17 protein-coding genes are annotated in these 19,108 nt (G+C 53.1%); all 17 read left to right on the top strand.

The genetic code is table 11. The features are described 5' to 3' along the window. Positions 1-3: 3 nt before the first annotated feature. The 17 genes from ACYX34_RS04800 (at position 4) to ACYX34_RS04720 (ending at position 19,108) form a co-directional block, all read left to right on the top strand. The gene (locus tag ACYX34_RS04800; RefSeq protein WP_462075417.1) at positions 4-960 is read left to right on the top strand and encodes a glycosyltransferase family protein; all 957 of its coding nucleotides are present in this window, start codon (positions 4-6) and stop codon (positions 958-960) included. Between the two features lie 21 nt (positions 961-981). Beyond that, complete coding sequence (locus tag ACYX34_RS04795; RefSeq protein ID WP_462075416.1) at positions 982-1,662, top strand: methyltransferase domain-containing protein; 681 nt, start codon at positions 982-984, stop codon at positions 1,660-1,662. Positions 1,663-1,674: 12 nt separating this feature from the next. Then, positions 1,675-2,469 (top strand): TylF/MycF/NovP-related O-methyltransferase, encoded by a 795-nt coding sequence (locus tag ACYX34_RS04790; protein ID WP_462075415.1) that lies wholly within the window; start codon positions 1,675-1,677, stop codon positions 2,467-2,469. A gap of 15 nt (positions 2,470-2,484) precedes the next feature. Then, positions 2,485-3,357: a class I SAM-dependent methyltransferase gene (locus tag ACYX34_RS04785; RefSeq protein ID WP_462075414.1), complete on the top strand. Its 873-nt coding sequence runs from the start codon at positions 2,485-2,487 to the stop codon at positions 3,355-3,357. Beyond that, a complete protein-coding gene (locus tag ACYX34_RS04780; protein WP_462075413.1) occupies positions 3,351-4,190 on the top strand; it encodes an FkbM family methyltransferase in 840 nt (279 codons plus the stop codon). The genes ACYX34_RS04785 and ACYX34_RS04780 overlap by 7 nt, the downstream gene beginning before the upstream one ends. After that, positions 4,187-5,095 (top strand): glycosyltransferase family 2 protein, encoded by a 909-nt coding sequence (locus ACYX34_RS04775; RefSeq protein WP_462075412.1) that lies wholly within the window; start codon positions 4,187-4,189, stop codon positions 5,093-5,095. Before ACYX34_RS04780 ends, ACYX34_RS04775 begins: the two co-directional genes overlap by 4 nt. A gap of 17 nt (positions 5,096-5,112) precedes the next feature. Beyond that, positions 5,113-6,495 (top strand): glycosyltransferase, encoded by a 1,383-nt coding sequence (locus tag ACYX34_RS04770; protein WP_462075411.1) that lies wholly within the window; start codon positions 5,113-5,115, stop codon positions 6,493-6,495. After that, positions 6,485-7,633: a glycosyltransferase gene (locus ACYX34_RS04765; protein WP_462075410.1), complete on the top strand. Its 1,149-nt coding sequence runs from the start codon at positions 6,485-6,487 to the stop codon at positions 7,631-7,633. The genes ACYX34_RS04770 and ACYX34_RS04765 overlap by 11 nt, the downstream gene beginning before the upstream one ends. 241 nt (positions 7,634-7,874) lie before the next feature. Beyond that, positions 7,875-9,569, top strand: coding sequence for an NTP transferase domain-containing protein (locus tag ACYX34_RS04760; RefSeq protein ID WP_462075409.1), 1,695 nt, complete (start codon positions 7,875-7,877; stop codon positions 9,567-9,569). A gap of 52 nt (positions 9,570-9,621) precedes the next feature. Further along, positions 9,622-10,344, top strand: coding sequence for a glycosyltransferase family 2 protein (locus tag ACYX34_RS04755; protein WP_462075408.1), 723 nt, complete (start codon positions 9,622-9,624; stop codon positions 10,342-10,344). Next, the gene (locus ACYX34_RS04750; RefSeq protein ID WP_462075407.1) at positions 10,341-10,931 is read left to right on the top strand and encodes a PI-PLC domain-containing protein; all 591 of its coding nucleotides are present in this window, start codon (positions 10,341-10,343) and stop codon (positions 10,929-10,931) included. Before ACYX34_RS04755 ends, ACYX34_RS04750 begins: the two co-directional genes overlap by 4 nt. Further along, on the top strand, positions 10,928-12,973 hold the full coding sequence (locus ACYX34_RS04745) for a uridine kinase (protein ID WP_462075406.1): 2,046 nt from the start codon (positions 10,928-10,930) through the stop codon (positions 12,971-12,973). Before ACYX34_RS04750 ends, ACYX34_RS04745 begins: the two co-directional genes overlap by 4 nt. Beyond that, positions 12,970-13,743 (top strand): HAD family hydrolase, encoded by a 774-nt coding sequence (locus ACYX34_RS04740; RefSeq protein ID WP_462075405.1) that lies wholly within the window; start codon positions 12,970-12,972, stop codon positions 13,741-13,743. Before ACYX34_RS04745 ends, ACYX34_RS04740 begins: the two co-directional genes overlap by 4 nt. 9 nt (positions 13,744-13,752) lie before the next feature. Further along, positions 13,753-14,766 carry a class II aldolase/adducin family protein gene (locus ACYX34_RS04735; protein ID WP_462075404.1) on the top strand — a complete coding sequence of 338 codons (1,014 nt, stop codon included), beginning with the start codon at positions 13,753-13,755 and terminating at the stop codon, positions 14,764-14,766. Positions 14,767-14,775: 9 nt separating this feature from the next. Next, entirely contained in the window at positions 14,776-16,620 is a 1,845-nt protein-coding gene (locus tag ACYX34_RS04730) for a hypothetical protein (RefSeq protein ID WP_462075403.1), read from the top strand. A gap of 116 nt (positions 16,621-16,736) precedes the next feature. Then, positions 16,737-17,783 (top strand): MraY family glycosyltransferase, encoded by a 1,047-nt coding sequence (locus ACYX34_RS04725; protein ID WP_462075402.1) that lies wholly within the window; start codon positions 16,737-16,739, stop codon positions 17,781-17,783. After that, a complete protein-coding gene (locus ACYX34_RS04720) occupies positions 17,780-19,108 on the top strand; it encodes a protoporphyrinogen/coproporphyrinogen oxidase (RefSeq protein WP_462075401.1) in 1,329 nt (442 codons plus the stop codon). Before ACYX34_RS04725 ends, ACYX34_RS04720 begins: the two co-directional genes overlap by 4 nt.

The following is a 19,108-nucleotide window of genomic DNA, read 5'->3' as shown; positions in this document are numbered from 1 at the left end:
GATATGGCTATCGCACCGATCGCCCTCTTTGCGTACAACCGCCCGGCACATTTGCAGCGCACTTTATATGCACTTCAAGCGAACACACTCGCTCGAGAAAGTATGCTCTATGTGTTTAGTGACGGGCCAAAAGGATCTCATGATGCGGATGCCGTAAGAGCGGTTCGGGAGGTTGCAGGATGTGCTGAGGGTTTTTCAAAGATCGTCGTGCAGGAGCGGGAAAAGAATCTCGGATTGGCACAGTCTGTTATCTTCGGCGTAACTGAGTTGGCGAATAAACACGGACGTGTGATCGTCCTGGAAGATGACCTGGTTGTCGCGCCGGGATTCTTATCGTTCATGAACCAAGCCTTGGAGCGATACCATGCGGAGCCACGAGTGATGCAGATTTCCGGCTACATGTTTCCGGTAAAAGATCTTAGTCGACTCAATTCAACATTTTTTAGTCGCATCCCCACAAGTTGGGGGTGGGCGACATGGAATCGGGCGTGGAACCGGCTGGAACGAGATTCTTCCAAGCTACTGGCCGGCCTGGTCGACGAAACCCAGCGAACGGCCTTCAACGTCGATGGAGCCTATACCTACTTCGAACACTTGGCCCTCCAAGCCGAAGGAAAGTTGGATGTGTGGGGCGTTCGTTGGTATGCCAGCATGTTCGCCGCCAATGGACTCTGTCTCTACCCAAGTCGGTCACTGGTCCAAAACATCGGGATAGATGGAAGCGGCGTACATTGCAGCTCCTCGCAGTATTTTAACGTCATGTTAAGTACGTTGGAGTCCTGGGACTATCCGGACGCTGTCACCGAGTCTGCGATAGCGCGAGAATTGATCCGCTCGTTTCTCGCTGGGCTGAGAAGCGAACAAAAGATCAGCACGATAGTAGAATTGACTTCTCGCCTCCGCATGGTGGCGGGTAGAATAAAGCGATCAATCTCCTCAGCGGTTCAACGCGCCGGATAACACATGACCTAGGTTTATACCATGCCTACTTTGCGTTGGTTGCAGGAGGAATTTAATTATGGATACGACAGCGGCAACATCCTCTCTTTGGTCCCAGGGAGGACTAGATGGTCCGAGGAGCAGAGAAGCGGGGGATCCTATCGGCGAGTCTTCAGACAGGCCATTCAGCCACACCTACGTCCTGACTCGAAGGTACTCGAATTAGGGCCTGGTAAAGGATCGTGGTCCCGTGCAATTTTGAGGTTCATTCCACATGGCGAGTTGCACACCGTCGATTTTCAGGACGTCACTCAGTGGCTAGTGCCGAATGCCCGTTCTGGGCAGTTGATCTGCCATCGAGTTCATGACAATTCCTTCCAGGGGGTGCCGGACGGGTACTTCGATCTGTTCTGGTCGTTCGGCGTGCTCTGCCATAATGAACAAGATTCCATCTTGGAGATTCTCCGTACCGCTCGGCGCAAGATGAAGCCAGGAGCGGTATCAATTCATCAATATGGCAATTGGGTCAAGTTGGAGCGGTTCGGCTGGACCAAGGGCGGGGTTCCCGAGGCTTTCAAATCACAGCACGACAGAGATATCTGGTGGCCACGCAATGATCAACAGAGCATGGTGAAGATCGCGACCGAAGCGGGTTGGGAAGTGCAGTGTGCCGATCTGGACCTTCTACAACGTGACTCCCTCATTCTACTACGCAATTCATAGTTTTTATTACTAATGAATCGGAAAGTTCTCGCATTGGCCAAAGTGTTTGCTCCCCTTCAGGGGTTAGCCGAGCGGTGGCAGTTGATGAACCAGGGAACCCCCACTGATGCGCCGAACATCGCCGTCACGGCCGAAGAAGGTCAAGACAGCGAGACGATCGCTTTTGTCCGCCCATACACGATGACTTCCCCTGAACGCATTCGGGCACTCTGCTCAGCCGTTCGCTACGTCGAAGACGCGGCAATTGACGGCGCAATCGTCGAATGTGGGGTATGGCGAGGCGGTAGCATGATGGCCGTTGCAAGAACGTTGATGCGTCGTGGGGCCGCGAGTCGCGAACTCTATTTGTTTGATACCTTCGAGGGAATGACGGAACCGGGCCCCCAAGACGTCTCCCTGGCAGGTGAGTCAGCACGCAAACTATTGATGCAATCCAGTAAGACAGAACATGACATGGTTTGGTGTTACGCACCGATCGAACGGGTTGCTCAAGCGCTCTCGCTGACACAGTATCCAGAAGGCCGTATCCACCTTATACCGGGCCGGGTGGAAGAGACGTTGGCGCAGTCCGCTCCCGATCGAATCGCGATTTTGCGGTTGGACACCGATTGGTATCAATCAACTCAGCATGAAATGGAAGTGCTGTATCCGCGGATGAGTCGGGGAGGTGTCTTGATTGTCGACGACTATGGCCACTGGCAGGGGGCGCGTCGGGCTATCGACGAATATATGACTAAGTATCGGATCAGGATGTTGCTTCACCCCATCGACTATACCGGCCGTATCGGGGTGAAAGTGTTTGAGTAGAGAAAGGAACAGTGCGTGTCTCCTGTGTTAGTCAATATCGGTTGCGGCTCGGTGTGGCATCCCGATTGGATCAATCTGGATGTGCGTCCGCACAGTCCATCGGTACAAACATGGGATGTAGGGAATGGACTGCCATTCGAGAATGGGCAAGTTGATGTGTGCTATGCATCACATGTACTCGAACATTTCACACAGGAGAAGGCCAAGCGGCTGTTACTGGAATGCCACCGAGTTCTTTGTCCTGGCGGCATCATCCGACTGGCCGTTCCGGACCTTGAAGGAATCGTCCGTGAATACCTTCGGGTCCTTGCGAGAGCTGAGGCGGGAAAACCACGGGCAACAGAAGAATATGAATGGATCACACTCGAACTACTTGATCAACTAGTACGAGACACGTCTGGAGGGGAGATGGAGCGGTATCTGCGTACCCAAGCCCGCAACAATACCAAGTATGTGATTGGAAGGATTGGGGTAGGAGCGATGACCTATATGGAACCAGGACGTCACTCATCCCTTAGCTCAGAATCCAGTCGTTGCGGTGGCCTCTCAATCATGTCGAGAATAGTTCGGACTATACGATCTCTTGTGCCTGAACTCAAGGGATACTTGATCAACGGTGATCACGAGGCCTTGCGTATCGGCCGTTTTCGACTGTCTGGGGAATGCCACCAGTGGATGTATGATCGGTTTTCCTTAGGGCAATTGATCACACAATGCGGATTTTCTGACGCACAGGTGTGCCACGCACATGATAGTCGGATAGGACAGTTCGCTTCGTTTGGCCTGGAGGTAACAGACGGGAAGGTGAGAAAACCTGACTCCCTCTTTATGGAAGCCATCAAGCCAGCGGGGAAATGTTGGGATCGGTCTGCTCATACGCCATGTTGAAATCAATCATTCGACGCATCGTTCGATCATTGGGATATGAAGTTCGTAGACGAGCCTCGACGGCTTCCAGCGTCAAAGGACTGGAACGCACATCACTCGAAGGGAGCTTAGCACAGGTTCGAGATACGGGGGTGGCGCCGGCAACGGTCATTGATGTGGGAGCAGCTATCGGGAGTTTTTCTCGCCAATGCCACGAGATTTTTCCCAACGCTCAGTATCTACTCATCGAACCACTCAATGAGTATGTGTCATGCTTGGACAAAACAGTCAAAGCAATTCCCAGAGCGAGCTATGAGATTGCCGTTGCCTCGTCCTGCGACAATCCGGTGACGATCAATGTACACCCAGATCTTGTTGGATCATCTCTGTACCGGGAGACGGAGAGCGGAACAGATGTGAACGGATTTCCCCGTGTTGTGAACGCGATCACCCTCGATCGGTTGGTCAAAGAGCGTGATGCGCATCCTCCCTATTTTATAAAAATCGACGTGCAGGGCGCCGAACTGGACGTCTTGAGGGGAGGCGAAGCAACCCTGTGTGGAGCTGAGCTCGTTCTCCTAGAAGTCTCACTCTTTCAGTTTTTCAAAGAAGGCCCACTATTTTTCGACGTCGTCACTTATATGAAATCCAAGGGGTTCGTTCCCCATGACATTCTGGGACTTCAGTATCGCCCATTGGATCACGCATTATCTCAAGTCGATATCGTGTTTGTGCCGGAGAACGGCCCGTTACGGCGATTCCATTACTACGCCACGCCTGAACAACGGCTACAACAGAATCGTGAGTTTCGATCTCATCTCCAACAAATCTTGGCACTCGATCAAGTCTCGTGAGCTCATCATCGCTGAAAATATCCATCGTCACGCCGTCGTTTAATCAAGCTCAGTTTATTGAAGAGACGATCGAGTCCGTGCTATCGCAGCGGGATTCCAACCTCGAGTATGTGATCGTCGACGGAGGTTCGACCGACGGCAGTGTCAATATTATCCGACGTCATGCCGAACGCTTGACCCACTGGATGAGCCAGCCGGACAATGGACAATACGATGCCATCAACAAGGGGTTTGTGAAGACAACCGGCGAAATCATGGCGTGGATCAACAGCGATGACAAGTACACCCCGTGGGCATTTTCGATTGTCCGCGAGCTCTTCACGAAGTTTCCCCAGATCGAGTGGCTGACGACTGTTCAGCCGCTCAGCTGGAATGCTCACGGCCAGTTGACGTCGATTAATTTCAGCGGCGGATTCAATCGGGCATCATTCCTCAAAGGCGGGAATCTCCCGACAGCAGGATCTTACGGCAGACGTTTCATCCAACAAGAGTCGACGTTCTGGCGGCGGTCGCTCTGGGAACGTACGGGAGGAAGGCTTGATACCTCGCTGCAACTGGCAGCGGACTTTGAATTGTGGGCCAGGTTCTATCGCCACGCCGACCTCTATGGTGTCATGGCCCCATTGGCAGGATTCCGGGCCCATGGAAATCAAAAATCGGTACGACAGGTTGATCACTATATGGAGGAAGCTCAGCGCACGCTCGCTCAATACGGCGGCAGGCCCTGCCGAGGATTCGAGGCGCTGGTGAGGGGACTGGCGTGGAAAGTCGGCCGCCATCTGTCGCTCGCGACGCTACCACGATGGATTAGGGTCGCCGGCCGGTATTCTGGTCTGACGTTCCCCACCCAGGTCGTGGTCTGGGATGGGACGGAATGGAGAATCATTTCAGGCTTCGTGGTTTGACCTGCTAGTCTAGCCATATGAGAATCCTCCAGATCAGTACATATGAAAAAGGAGGAGGCGCCGAAGCGATTGCTTGGCAGCTCTTCGACCAGTACCGGCAACGAGGGCATCACTCCCTGCTGGCGGTCGGTGAGAAGTCTAGTGATGACCCTCAGGTAATTCCCTTGTCCCATGTGGAACAAGAGAAGGCCGTGAACGCATCGCTGATCCATCTTGACAACTGGCTTGCTCCGTATGAAGGGCGGATTCGCGGAGTATGGCGCATGCGACATTGGCTACAGACCTACGTTGCTCAACCCAACAATTGGTGGCAGGCCAGGCTGGGTAGAGAGAACTTCAACTTTCCGGAGTCCTGGAGACTCTTCGATCTCATGCAAGACCGCCCGGATATCCTCCATTGTCATAACCTGCACGGAGGCTGGTTGCCGCGTGGAGGCTATTTTGATCTCAGTGCGCTACCCTGGTTGAGCCGGGAGATCCCTACGGTCATGACCTTGCATGACACATGGATGTTGAGCGGGCATTGTGCGTACACATTGGGCTGTGATCGGTGGAAGACCGGCTGTGGCCATTGCCCTGATCTTTCGATCTATCCGGCGATTGCGCGGGATGCGACTGCCGCGAATTGGAAACGGAAACGGGACATCTATAGGGAGAGCCGTGTGTATGTCGCTACACCTTCCCGGTGGCTGATGCGGCAGGTCGAACAATCCATATTGGCGCCGGCAGTCGTAGAAGGGCGCGTCATCCCAAACGGTGTGGACTCAACAGTCTACAAGCCAGGCTCAAGGCAGCAGGCGAGAGAGGCGCTGGGCCTGTCTCAGCAGGACATGATGCTGCTCTTCGTGGCCAACGCCGCCAGGAGCAATGTGTTCAAGGACTATCGGACGATCGAGCAATGTGCTCGGCAGGTGGCCGCTCAGTACTCGAACAGCCGTATTACCGTGATTGTGTTGGGGGACCAGGGCGATCCGATCCTGTACAAAAACGGCGGGATCCAGTTCGTGCCGTTTCAACGAGACAAGCGGATCACCGCCCAGTATTACCAGGCGACTGATGTCTACGTGCATGCCGCCAAATCCGACACCTTCCCCAACACCGTATTGGAAGCGTTAGCCTGCGGCCGTCCGGTAGTCGCAACCGCAATCGACGGCATACCGGAACAAATTGAAGAGGGCCGTTCGGGTTTCCTTGTATCTGCCGGTGATGCGGACGCCATGACCGGTCGTGTGATCCAACTTCTTTCGAACGAACCGTTACGGACCTCAATGGGAACAACTGCAGCAGCAATCGCATCACGTTCGTTCGGTATTCATCGGCAAGTGCAATCGTATTTGGGTTGGTACGAGCAGATCCTCTCCTCCTCACAACTGAGTGGTAGAAACGCTCATGCCTGCTAAGGTGATGCTGCTGGCGGTTGGGTTGGGAGTTGGCGGAACCGAAACACATATTATGGAGTTAGCCTCACGACTCGATCGCGTACGGTTTACGGTGACGGTCTGTACTCTCAAACCAGATGGCCCCCTCGCTCAGGAACTTCGAGTGAGGGGAGTCAAGGTCGTCTCTTTGGATGGTACGGGCAAACTCGATATTCGTGTCCTTCTTAGATTGCTCAAGCTACTTCGAACAGAACGGCCTGACGTGGTGCAGGCTTTCCTCTTCTGGGCAAATGTAGCCGCCCGCGTATGCAGACATATCTTACGCACGTTTCCTGTGATTTCATCCTATCATGATGAGATTGTGACCGAGGGGAAGGTTGTTCGCTTTCTCGATCGTTTCACTCTGAAGTGGACCGATGCCATCGTGTGCTGTTCACAGGCTGTGAGTCGGTCAGTTGTGGCTCATATTGGTGGTGCTGTCGATCAGCATGCTATCATTCCCTTCGGCGTAGATATAAGCCGGTTTGCCTCTGCCACGGCTCTAGGGCGACAAGAGTTGGGGCTCCAACGCGATGGAATCGTGCTCGGGACCGTGTGTCGTTTGGTGGAACCCAAGAAGGGACTGCGTGTTCTGCTGGAAGCCTTAGCACAGCTGAAGGGTGACGAAAGGATTCCGCTGTTTCAACTGCTCCTCGTGGGAGATGGACCGGCAAGAAGTATGCTTGAATACCTACGTGATCATCTTGGGCTCTCACGCCAGGTCGTATTCACCGGGTTGAGACGTGATCTTCCACGTATTTTTTCAGCGGTGGATGTGTTTGTGTTGCCGTCGCGCTACGAGGGGTTTGGGATTGCTATTCTTGAAGCCATGGCGGCCGGAAAGCCTGTTATCGCGACGACTGTTGGAGGCATACCAGAATTTGTCAGGACTGGGGAATCAGGTCTATTGGTCTCTCCAGACGATTCAGCCGCATTGGCTACAGCGATAGGTACACTATTGTCTGACCCTGCACGTGCAGAAGCCATGGGTCGGAATGGTCGGGGCCACGTGCAGAAGCTGTACTCTATCGAGTCGGTGGTCAAACGACATGAAGATTTATACGTGCGCTGCCTGTCGAGCTTCTCATCGGTGCCTTCGCCCTCTCCCGTAAGCATCTAAGCTCTCGAGCGCACTCCTTCAGACTGATCCATCTGACAGCAGCTAGTCTCTCTCCCTGAGCCAGCCCCCTCCCGACGTACCTTGGAGTGAACGCCCAATTCACAAATAGCTGGAAATACAGAGAATCTATGGGATACTGGCGTTGAAATGAAATCGGTGAGCCCATACACGGGTATGCCAACCGGCATGATTGGGGACCTAATGGAAACGTCAAGAAAAGGCAGGCAAGCGGGTTCCTAGAATGCAGATTATTGTTCCCATGTCAGGCTTCGGTGAACGCTTTCGTCAAGCGGGATACACCATTCCTAAGCCACTGATCGAAATCGAAGGAAAACCGATTATCGCTCATGTGATCGACATGTTCCCTGGAGAAACACATTTTCTCTTTATCTGTAACGACGAGCATCTGCGTGAGCCCTCGTTTCAAATCAAGGAAGTTCTGAATACACACTGCCCGACTGGTAAGGTTATCGGTATCTCTTCCCATAAACGTGGTCCCGTTCATGCGGTCCTCCAAGCCGCGAAAGAAGTTGATCACAGCGGTCCGGTAATCGTGAACTACTGTGATTTCTCATGCTATTGGCATTGGAACCATTTCATTTCATATGTGAAGGCCACGCGGTGCGATGGTGCTATTCCTGCCTATAAAGGGTTTCATCCCCACTCACTCGGCAATACGAATTATGCCTATCTGAAGGAGTATCAAGGCTGGGTTCAAGACATCCAAGAAAAGCGGCCGTTCACAGAGAATCGCCTAGAAGAATATGCGTCGAGCGGAACGTACTACTTTTCCAGTGGGGCGCTCATGCTGGAAGCGTGTCGAACTGTTATCGCTGACGAGTTGCAGGTCGGCGGTGAGTATTACATCAGTATGGCCTACAGGCATTTATTGGAGAACCGATGCAAGGTCGCGATCTATGAGCTACAACATTTCATGCAATGGGGAACACCCGAAGACCTTGAGGAATATTCGATGTGGTCGAATGCATTTCGCCAGCTTGTCGATCCTGCTTATGCAAGTCACCTGACTGTCGGAGGAGCAACGCTGGTTCCCATGGCAGGGTTGGGAGAGCGGTTTCGACAAGCTGGCTACACGACGCCAAAACCACTGATTTCCGTCTCCGGCAAACCGATGGTCGTGCAGGCAACATCGGATCTCCCGAAAACCGCTCGCCACGTCTTCGTTCTTCGAAGGGACATGCCAGGGAGCAAGGAGGTAGCCGAAATCCTCAAGGCGCAGTTTCCAAATGCTCACTCCATTTTGTTGGATGGCCCGACCGATGGGCAGGCAAGAACAGCTTTCTTGGGATGGGATATCGCGTACAGGAATGTGCTGGACGACGAGACGGTAACCATTGCCGCCTGCGATAACGGGATGCTCTATCGGAACAGCCGACTCATGGACCTGTTGGATGATCCGGCAACCGATGTGATCGTGTGGGTGGCTAAGAAATATCCCAACGCTGTTCGATACCCTCATATGTATGGGTGGGTTGACATCGATGACACAAGTAGTGTGGTGCGGAACGTGTCTGTAAAAAATCCGCTCAACCATCCGGCACAGGACGCCATCATCACAGGTACGTTCACCTTCCGGCGCGCCCTGTATTTTCGCCAAGTGGTCACACGGATGATCGACCGGAATGCCAGGGTGAACGGAGAATTCTACTTGGATGTCGCCATCGAAGACGCACTCGCCTTGGGGCTACGGGTTCGGGCATTCGCAATCGACAGCTACATCGGCTGGGGAACGCCAACAGAACTTCAGACGTTTCAGTATTGGCAATCATGTTTCCATAAGTGGTCGACGCACCCCTACCGCCTGGAACACGACCTGCATGTGGCAGGAGAAGCGCGCCCCATGCTCTCTGAGTTTTACGCAGAACGCTGTCCTGCTCTGCCTGAGTCCTGTGCGCTCGATCGCAGGGCTGCCTAGCCCAAAAAGGGAAAGAATGTTACTTGGGCGACGATGGAACTATTGAATACGAGTGCCTGAGACACAACGCAATCGCATGGAACTGTCGCTCATCATCCCATGTTACAACGAAGCGGGTAACCTGCCTGAGCTTCTCAAGCGCTGTGTGCGACTGGTTGAGACGGAGCATATTGAGGTCATTCTGGTCGACAATGGTTCCACCGATGAGAGCCCGATGATCCTTCGTGAATTGATACCACGACACCCCCGCTGCAGGACGATCCGAGTCGAACAGAACAAGGGGTATGGATTCGGAATTCTAAGTGGACTGCAGGTCGCTAATGGACACATTCTGGGATGGACTCATGCCGACCTGCAGACGGATCCATTTGATGCCCAACACGGGCGGACCTATTTCGACAGATTCGGAGATGACATCTTTGTGAAGGGGCGTCGATATGGCCGACCCATCAGTGATCAGGCTTTTACCGTCGGGATGAGTCTCTTTGAGTCGGTTCTGCTTCGGCGCCCGCTATGGGATATCAACGCCCAACCGACGCTCTTCAGTCGGAGGTTTTACGAGACCTGGAAACATCCGCCAAACGATTTCTCTCTCGACCTGTACGCCTATTTTCACGCGAAGCGCAGCGGCCTTTTCATCCATCGCTTTCCGGTGCGGTTTGAGAAGCGGGGACACGGCATGTCCCACTGGAATGTGAATTGGAGGGCAAAACGAAAGTTCATTGCACGAACCGTACTGTACAGCGTGCAACTCAAGAAGACGGTCGGCGCATGAGAATCATCGCGCATCGGAAAAACACGATTCATGAACTGATGTCGACACCGACTCACCTAGGTGTCGAGATCGACATTCGCAGCCTCGGAGGCCGGCTGATTCTTCAACACGAGCCGTTTCTTGATGGGGAAGATTTCACGCACTGGGTTCGTGCATATCAACACGGGATACTGATTGTGAATGTGAAGGAAGAGGGGTTAGAAACAAGAATCATTGAGACGTTGTCGGGGGCTAACATCGAGGAATTCTTTTTCTTGGACCAATCATTTCCGATGCTGGTGAAGACGATGACGCGCGGGGAACGGCGGTGCGCCGTGCGCGTGTCTGAGTTCGAGTCGGTCGAAACGGCCCTGACGCTCTCGGGAAAAGTTGATTGGGTCTGGGTAGACTGTTTTTCACGTTTTCCCTTGTCGGCGTCTGACGCCAAACATTTGACCGAAGCAGGTTTCAAACTCTGCATCGTGTCTCCCGAATTGCAAGGACCGGTTGATGTGCAGGCAATCCCTCGTTTATGCGCGACCCTCAAGGAACAAGGCATCCAGCCTCATGCGGTATGCACAAAGGTGCCCGAACGGTGGAGTCTATGACGGGGATCTTGGGGCATCCTCTTTTTCATCTCGGGCTCATCATACGACTGACCTGCATGGGGCTTCTCATCCCTTCCGCAGTTCAGCAGTGGTATGGTCCGTTTTTTCTGCAGAGCGTCACGGCACCGAGCCTTGATCCATGGACATCCTATCTTGCCATGGGCGGAGATCCCCGCGCATTCCCATACGGATATGCGATGTGGTTCCTATTTCTGCCACTCACATTTCTCGGTCATGCAGCAGGCCTCGCGATCGCCCACTCCTACGGAATGACCTTGCTTCTGGTCGATATCGGGATGCTCCTAGCCCTGAAGCGACTGATTGAAGGAAACGATCACTTGCTACTGAAGGTGTACTGGCTGTCGCCTGTCGTATTGTTTGCCACCTACTGGCTGGGGCTGAACGATTTGATCCCCATTCTTCTTCTGATCATAGGAATCTTGGAGCTTCGAGATGGCCCCCCCCAATGGGCTGGCGTATTCATGGCATTGGCCGTCTCGGCCAAACTGAGCATGATACTCGCCGTTCCATTCGTTCTCATCTACTTACATCAAAATAAGCGGCTCAAGACCTCCTTTCTCCCATTTGTCCTTCCACTCACGGTGGCGATGGCGGCGCTGCAGTTACCCTACCTCCATTCTCCGGGAGGGCGTGCCATGCTGTTAGGAAATCCGGAACTCCTCAAAATATATGATCTTGCCATCTCGTTCGGAGGAGGTCTGCAGATCTACATACTACCGCTCACCTACTTACTGGTTCTCTTCACCGTGTGGCGTGTTCGGCGCATGAGTTTTGAGTTACTGCTCTTTCTACTGGGAGTGGCGTTTCTGCTTGTCTTGCTGCTGACTCCCGCCTCACCTGGTTGGTTTATGTGGGTCATCCCGTTCCTTGTCCTCTACCAGGCTAAAAGCGGGCAGATGACTATTGCCTTGGTTGCAGGTTTCAGTCTGCTCTACGTCGGCCTGAGCGGAATCCTTGCTCCAACGCCGATCTTCACGTTTAACAGTTGGTTACCGGCCCTTCGTGCGATGGATTGGCCGCAACCAGCGGCATATGTATTATCACTGTGGCAAACCATCCTATTCGCGGCAGGGATCATTCTCGCCGTTCGCATGCTGCAGGAAGGGGTACACTCCAATGAATATTTTCGGCTTTCCCGCCGACCGTTCATTATTGGGATCGCCGGCGATTCCGGTGTTGGGAAAGACACGCTGGCTTCCAGCCTCGTCGGCCTCTTCGGCCAGCATTCCGTGGTACATGTGTCCGGTGATGACTATCACTTGTGGGACCGGCGGAAACCCATGTGGCAAGTGATGACGCATCTGAATCCCCATGCAAACGATCTCTCCCGCTTTGCACAGGATATTATCTCTCTCGCAAACGGGCATCCGGCTTTGGCTCGACATTACGACCATCGCACTGGCGTCATGAGCAAACCGGCATTGGTCCAAAGCAATGATTTCATCGTCGTCAGCGGCCTCCACGCACTCTATCTCCCCATCCTACGATCACTCTATGACCTCAAGATCTTTATTGACATGGACGAGGGCTTGCGACGCCAGCTCAAATTGAACCGGGATGTGAGGCAGCGGGGACACCATCGATCTCATGTCCTGGCGACGATCGAACGTAGGGAGGCCGATGCTGAGAAGTACATTCATCCTCAGGCTGGAGAGGCTGATCTTGTTATATCGATCCGCCCGACACATCCCGACCATGTGGGTGAAGTCGACGGCCACTCGAAGTTACGACTCAGCGTTCTGGCCCGCCAAGGGATGTACTACGAGGACCTTCTAAGGGTGCTCATCGGAGTCTGTGGGCTTCACGTCGAAGTCGCTCAGGAGCGGCCGAGTGGAGAGATTGAGCTCTCAATCGAGGGAGAAGTCGAGGCTGAAGATATGGCGTTTGCAGCCGGAAAACTCATGCCTCAATTGAAAGAACTGCTTGATACGATTCCGCAGTGGTACAGCGGCATGCGCGGCTTGACTCAATTGATCGTCCTGACCCATGTGACGCAATCATTGCGAGCGCGACTCATATGACATTGATAATCCATCGCCACAATGTTGTCGTCGGATTACCCGATGCAGTGTTGTTTGATATCGACAATACGCTGTACTCGTATGAGCCGGCACACCAGGCTGGCATTACGGCAGTACGGAGTAAGACTGAACGACTGTTCAATATCACACCTGAAGAATTTGATCTGGCGTTCAAGAAAGCACGGTCCGATGTCAATGGGCGGCTGGAAAAAACTGCAAGCTCTCACAGCCGCTTGCTCTATTTTCAATCCATGCTCGAAACGATCGGATTGGGATCGCAAGTCCTCCTAGCACTGGATTTCGAGCAGACCTATTGGCGAACGTTTCTGAGTCACGCGGTGTTGTTCGATGACGTGAAAGAGTTGCTCGATGACCTTCGGATCGCCGGTATCCCCACAGCAATCGTGACCAATCTCACCGCGCAGATCCAGTTCAGGAAACTCGTTTATTTTGGACTTGATCGATATTTCGACTATTGCGTAACAAGCGAAGAAGCAGGAGCTGACAAGCCTGATCCGGCCCCCTTCAGACTGGCGTTGCAAAAGATAACGCCCAAAGGCAGTGGGATCTGGATGATCGGAGATCACCCAACCAACGATATCCGTGGAGCCAGAGAGCATCTGGGAGCAGTCACATTGCAGAAACTCCATCGAGGCGTGAACGTGGGGAAGGAAGGGGAAGCCCCAGATTGCACATTTACAGCGTTTGCAGATGTGCGGCACTTATTGACCACCCTACAGGCAGGCGTGCGACGTGTCTCGAATTACTGAGAGACGATTGTGACTTTACAGGAAGTAATCACTGACTATTGCCATACGATCGGCGTGGATGCATCACTAGTCCAAGGTGCCGGAGGAAACGTGTCCTGGAAGGCTGGCAACACACTATGGATTAAAGCCTCAGGAGCTTGGCTGGCCGACGCCAACCGAAAATCCATCTTTGTGCCAGTTGATTTGATCCGTCTCAAAGACCATGTCAAATCGCAACGATTCGATGCCGCGCCGGTAGTCCTCCACCGGATGTCCAAACGTCCGTCGATCGAAACGATGCTTCACAGCATCGTCCCGCATCGGATTGTTGTCCATACCCATCCAATCGCCGTCTTGGTCCATCTGGTGCAAGCCGGATGCGTTGAAATTCTCCAGCGACGGTTGCCACCAAGTGTTTCATGGCTTCTCGTCGACTACCATAAACCGGGAGCCAAGCTCGCAGAAGCCTTGCAGAGAGCCATCGAGCGTACAGCATTGAGCCCTTCCGTCCTGTTCCTGGCCAATCATGGCATGCTTGTCGGCGGAGAGACGGTCAACGAGGTGGATCATCTGCACCGGCAGGTACTCGATTCTCTACGTGAATTACCTCGTCCCCTTGATGATTGTGCTCCATCAGAAATCCCACACCAGTTAATCAAGCGAGGATACAGGCTTCCTGAAAACCCGCTCGTCCATCGAATAGCGCTTGACGATATCTGTCTTTTGCTCGTCGAGAAACATTGGGCATTGGTTCCCGATATTGTTGTCTTTCTTGGTGATCGCCCGCAGATATTTGATACATCGGATGATGCTGTTGGGTTTATCCGGTTTGCTCGCTCCGCTCCGGCGTTTGTGCTGATACGGCATCTCGGCGTTTTTATCCAGAAGAATGCAAACCAAGCGATTGAGGCGATGCTGGTGTTTTTTGCGGAGATTGCAGGTCGATTGAAGGCTATTGATCACGTGCGTTCACTGACGCGGAGTGATATCGAGGCGCTCATGGAGTGGGAAGCAGAGCGTTATCGAGTCAATACTGGACAGTAAGTACCGACCATGGACTCGATAAATCACTTAAGTCAGGTGACTGAAGCTGCCGACGTCGCTGCAAGACCTCCAGGGGAGGCAGATAAACATATACCAGATCATCGATTGAAACGCATGTGGGTTGCGGGCAGCATCACGATCATCCTCTGGTATCTTGCGTTAGGGCTGTGGGCAAACAGCGATCTTGTTGCAGGTCGGTTTGCATTACACGTGGATGAACGCATTACCTTCGATGGAGTACGGAACATTCTCCATCCGGGAAGCATCGAGGATTTTTTTCATAGCATCACGGACGGGGGAGACCATCGATATGGACGATCTCTTTGGAACTCACTCTCAATAGGAGCAGCAATTCCTGCCTATATGTTTGGCGATACCGGGCAAATCATTGCAGCTCGCATGACGCAGGTTGTGCTGCTAAGCGTCTCGTTTCTCATTCTTACTTGGACGTTCGTTCAAAGCTGGACGTTGCGGTGCTGTACGCTGCTAGGCCTCTACGCCATGCCATACACCTCTTACTACATGACAATGCCGAAACCGGAACCGATTCAAATGTTGTTCGTAGCGATCTTCTTCTATTGGCATCGAAAAGAACAACATTTGTTTGGGCCTCATTGGATTTGGTTGGGACTTGCATTCGGTTCGAAAGTATCAGCCCTCCCGATCGTAATCATTCTTGTGGTAGAAGCGCTAGCGGGTCAACGGTGTCGACAGATACTACAGAATAGGTTCTGGAAGGCTGAGGTGGCTCTTACTGGATTTGTGCTGGGTGTAGTGATGGCTGTGCCCATCTTGGCAGTTCCGGCGGTGGTCGGCATGGGCGGGTATTTCACAAGTAGGTTGTGGTTGAGCTGGATTCATGACCGGTATGGATTAGGCAGCCTCGGTTATGCGCTCGGGCAATGCTTTAGCCTGGGAGTTGCCTTGTACTCAGCAATTACTTCGACTCATGTCGTCGAATCCTGGGCACGCGGCTTGTTTGCAAATGCGACTCATGGGTCGGATCAAGCAAGCATTACCTTCTTCAGTTGGCTTACCTACTATGTCGACGCGTGGCTCCTCATGCCTACCTGGTTGTCGATTACGTTGCTCTTGGGATGTGCCTGTCTTGTTGCTATGCATATAGGTCGCGGTTTCCGATTGGCCGGAGGCTACGAAAAGATTGCTACCGAAGGCGTTATTCTTCTGCTATGTGGCCTGGCCATGAATGGATCCATCATGCTCACAACGCACCGCTTGTGGGGATTTTATTTATTTCCTGGAACTGTTTTGCTGCTTGTGGGGATCGCCTCCCTCGTGGATGAGGGCTTACGAATTTCTCTAGACGTGAGTCCCTTGATAGGGAAACGGATTGAGAACCTGCTAACCAGAGTCGTTTTATGCGGCGCTGTCCTCATGATCACTGTCTACTGGTTTCCACAGAGTCTCAAGGACTATCAAACACAGGCAATGAGAACGCACGCACAGACGTATGTAGATCAATTGAGGTCATACCAAGAGGTGGTGAAGGTTCTCTCTGAAATTTCCCCACCCGTTGGGAGCAAGATACAAGTCGCCTTCGATCCACTCATGTTTCCGCCGGCAAATACGGAGACATATGAAATCAAGGAATTCTACGGGGCCTTTAAGAATTGGTCCTTGCACTATGACATTGTGATCTTTTCAGCGATACATACTCTGCAAGGGGCATCCTATCCCGACGATGCCCGGATACTTCATGAGTTGCAACTGTCGCGGAAGGAATACGCACGGTACGTGGTAGGATCCAGCGGCTCATGTGTGGCGCCTCGTTGTTACGAACGGAAAGCTGTGCTCCCTAACGGCGGAGAAATCCTTGTCTTATTGCAAGGCTAACGGAAACGGGCAGTCGGACTGTTCGGCATGCACAGAATGCATGGACCGCTTCGCTGTCCAGAGCTTGATGGTTGTCCGATCTCGACAGGAGAGGATCGCAAGACCTTCTTAAGACAATGACGCTCTACGTTCTGACATTTGCTCTGTCTTTGTTACTCTCACTATACGGGATGCCCATCGCCAGGCAAGCCGCACTGAAATTCGGCATCGTCGATGCTCCAGACGGACGTCTGAAACATCAAAAGGAAGCGGTCCCATACTTCGGAGGGTTGGCGATCTACCTGGCTTTTTTGATGAGTCTCGCCTTCACGTTTGAATTCCGACAGGATGTCCTTGGCATTATTCTTGGCGCGACCATCGTGGTCATGCTGGGACTCATCGATGATTTTGGGGTGCTCTCACCCACGACGAAACTGATTGGTCAGCTTCTTGCTATTTTTGTCCTGATCAAGAGCGGTATTCGTATTCAGATCGCGGCACTACCGGAATGGTTGGACCTCGTGCTGACCGTCTTTTGGATGGTTGGACTCATCAATGCCTTCAATCTCTTGGATATCATGGACGGTCTTTCCGCCGGAGTCGGAGCCATCAGCGCAGCGTGTTTACTTGTGGCGGCCCTGATCCAGGGCGATCAAGTTGTGGCCTTCATGCTGGCAGCGTTGATCGGAAGCCTCATCGGATTTCTAAGATATAATTGGCAACCGGCTCGGATTTACATGGGCGACACAGGGGCCATGTTCATCGGCCTCTTGCTGGGCGCCATGGCGATGATCGGACAATTTCCAAGCACGCACCCTCTCTCGCTGCTGACACCGGTGTTTATCTTGGGTATTCCGATCTTTGACACGCTTTTCGTCATGTATATCCGTTATCAACGAGGCCTTCCGATATTCCTGGGCAGCCCTGACCATATCGCCATCCGACTCCGGCATTGGGGGATGTCGACTCGCCACATCGTGATCGTCAGCTATCTTGCCACCGCCGCGGTTGGGATCGTCGGTCTCATGCTCATGATGGTGGCCTATGAGGTGGCCTGGGGCCTCTGCCTTGGAACCGTTGTCATACTCTTGGCCCTGACGTTCACGTTGAAACGGATTGAGGTCAAGAACGGCAGGGATATGGAGGGTGAGACATCCCTAGAAGAAAGAAAGCGAGCAGCATGATTCTGATCATCGGTGCCGGGCTTGCCGGATTGAGCACTGCGTACCATCTGACGGGACTCCCATACCGGCTCTATGAACGTGAATCGGAGGTGGGAGGACTGTGCCGGTCTTATCACAAAGACGGATTTACCTTTGACTACACAGGTCACCTGTTACATTTCCGTCAGCCGCCGATCAAAGCACTGGTGGAGCAGCTCCTTGCTGACAAACTCCAGAAACACCATCGCAAGTCATTCATTTACTCACACCAAACCTACACGGAATATCCTTTTCAGGTGAACATCTACGGGCTTCCGCCTGAAGTCGTGCGAGAGTGTGTGATGGGATTCATCGCCACACTCCTGCAACCATCCGCGGCACGCGATCCCCAAGACCTCTGTTTCACGCAATGGATCTTGGAGAACCTTGGAGAAGGGATGGCCAAGCATTTTATGGTTCCTTTCAACGAAAAGCTGTGGAAGGTGTCTTTGGATGAGCTCACCTCCGATTGGGTGTCGTGGCTGGTGCCAAAGCCGGAGTTGAAAGACGTCATCAACGGCGCCTTAGGCATCAAAGACAAGGCGTTCGGCTACAATCCGTCGTTCCTCTATCCCGCATCAGGCGGGATCAGCATCCTGCCGGAGGCTTTCCTGCCTGGCATTACAGGTGTCACGACCCATGTCGAACTTCTCGAAGTGGATACGAAACGCCGACGCGCACGTTTCCACGATCGACTCAACGGCACGACCAGAACCGAACACTATGAGTCGCTCGTCTCGACAATTCCGGTTCCGGAACTCGTACGCCGTTGTCTCGATCTACCGACACATCTCAAAGAAGCCGCTGACGGACTGCGGTGGGTGTCGGTCTATAACCTCAATATGGCCGTGGCACGCGAGCAGGTCTCGGACAAGCATTGGCTCTATTTCCCGGAACCGGCATTTCCTTTTTACCGAGTCGGATTTCCTATGAATTTCTCTCCGTCATTGGGACAACCTGGCTGTAGCTCGATGTACGTGGAGATCTCGCATCGGCCGACAGAGCATCAGTCGGTTGACCAGCTCGCCGGCCAAGCGCGGACAGGATTGGAGCGGGCTGGCATCTTACGGCCCAGTGACGACATCATCGTCTCAGACGTGAAAGATTTGCACTACGCCTATGTCTACTTCGATCGTCATCGCGCGCGTGCAATTCCCGCCATCCTCTCGGAGCTTGAGCGACGAGGCATTTATTCCATCGGACGGTATGGCCGTTGGGAACACACCTCTATGGAAGATGCGATCGGGCAGGGGAAACAACTCGCGGAACGACTCCGATTGAGACAAGATCACACCCTCTCTGCATAG

The sequence above is a fragment of the Nitrospira sp. CMX1 genome, assembly GCF_054902215.1.
The sequence above is the reverse complement of the archived record's forward strand: the minus strand, read 5'-3'. Positions and strand labels throughout refer to the sequence as shown.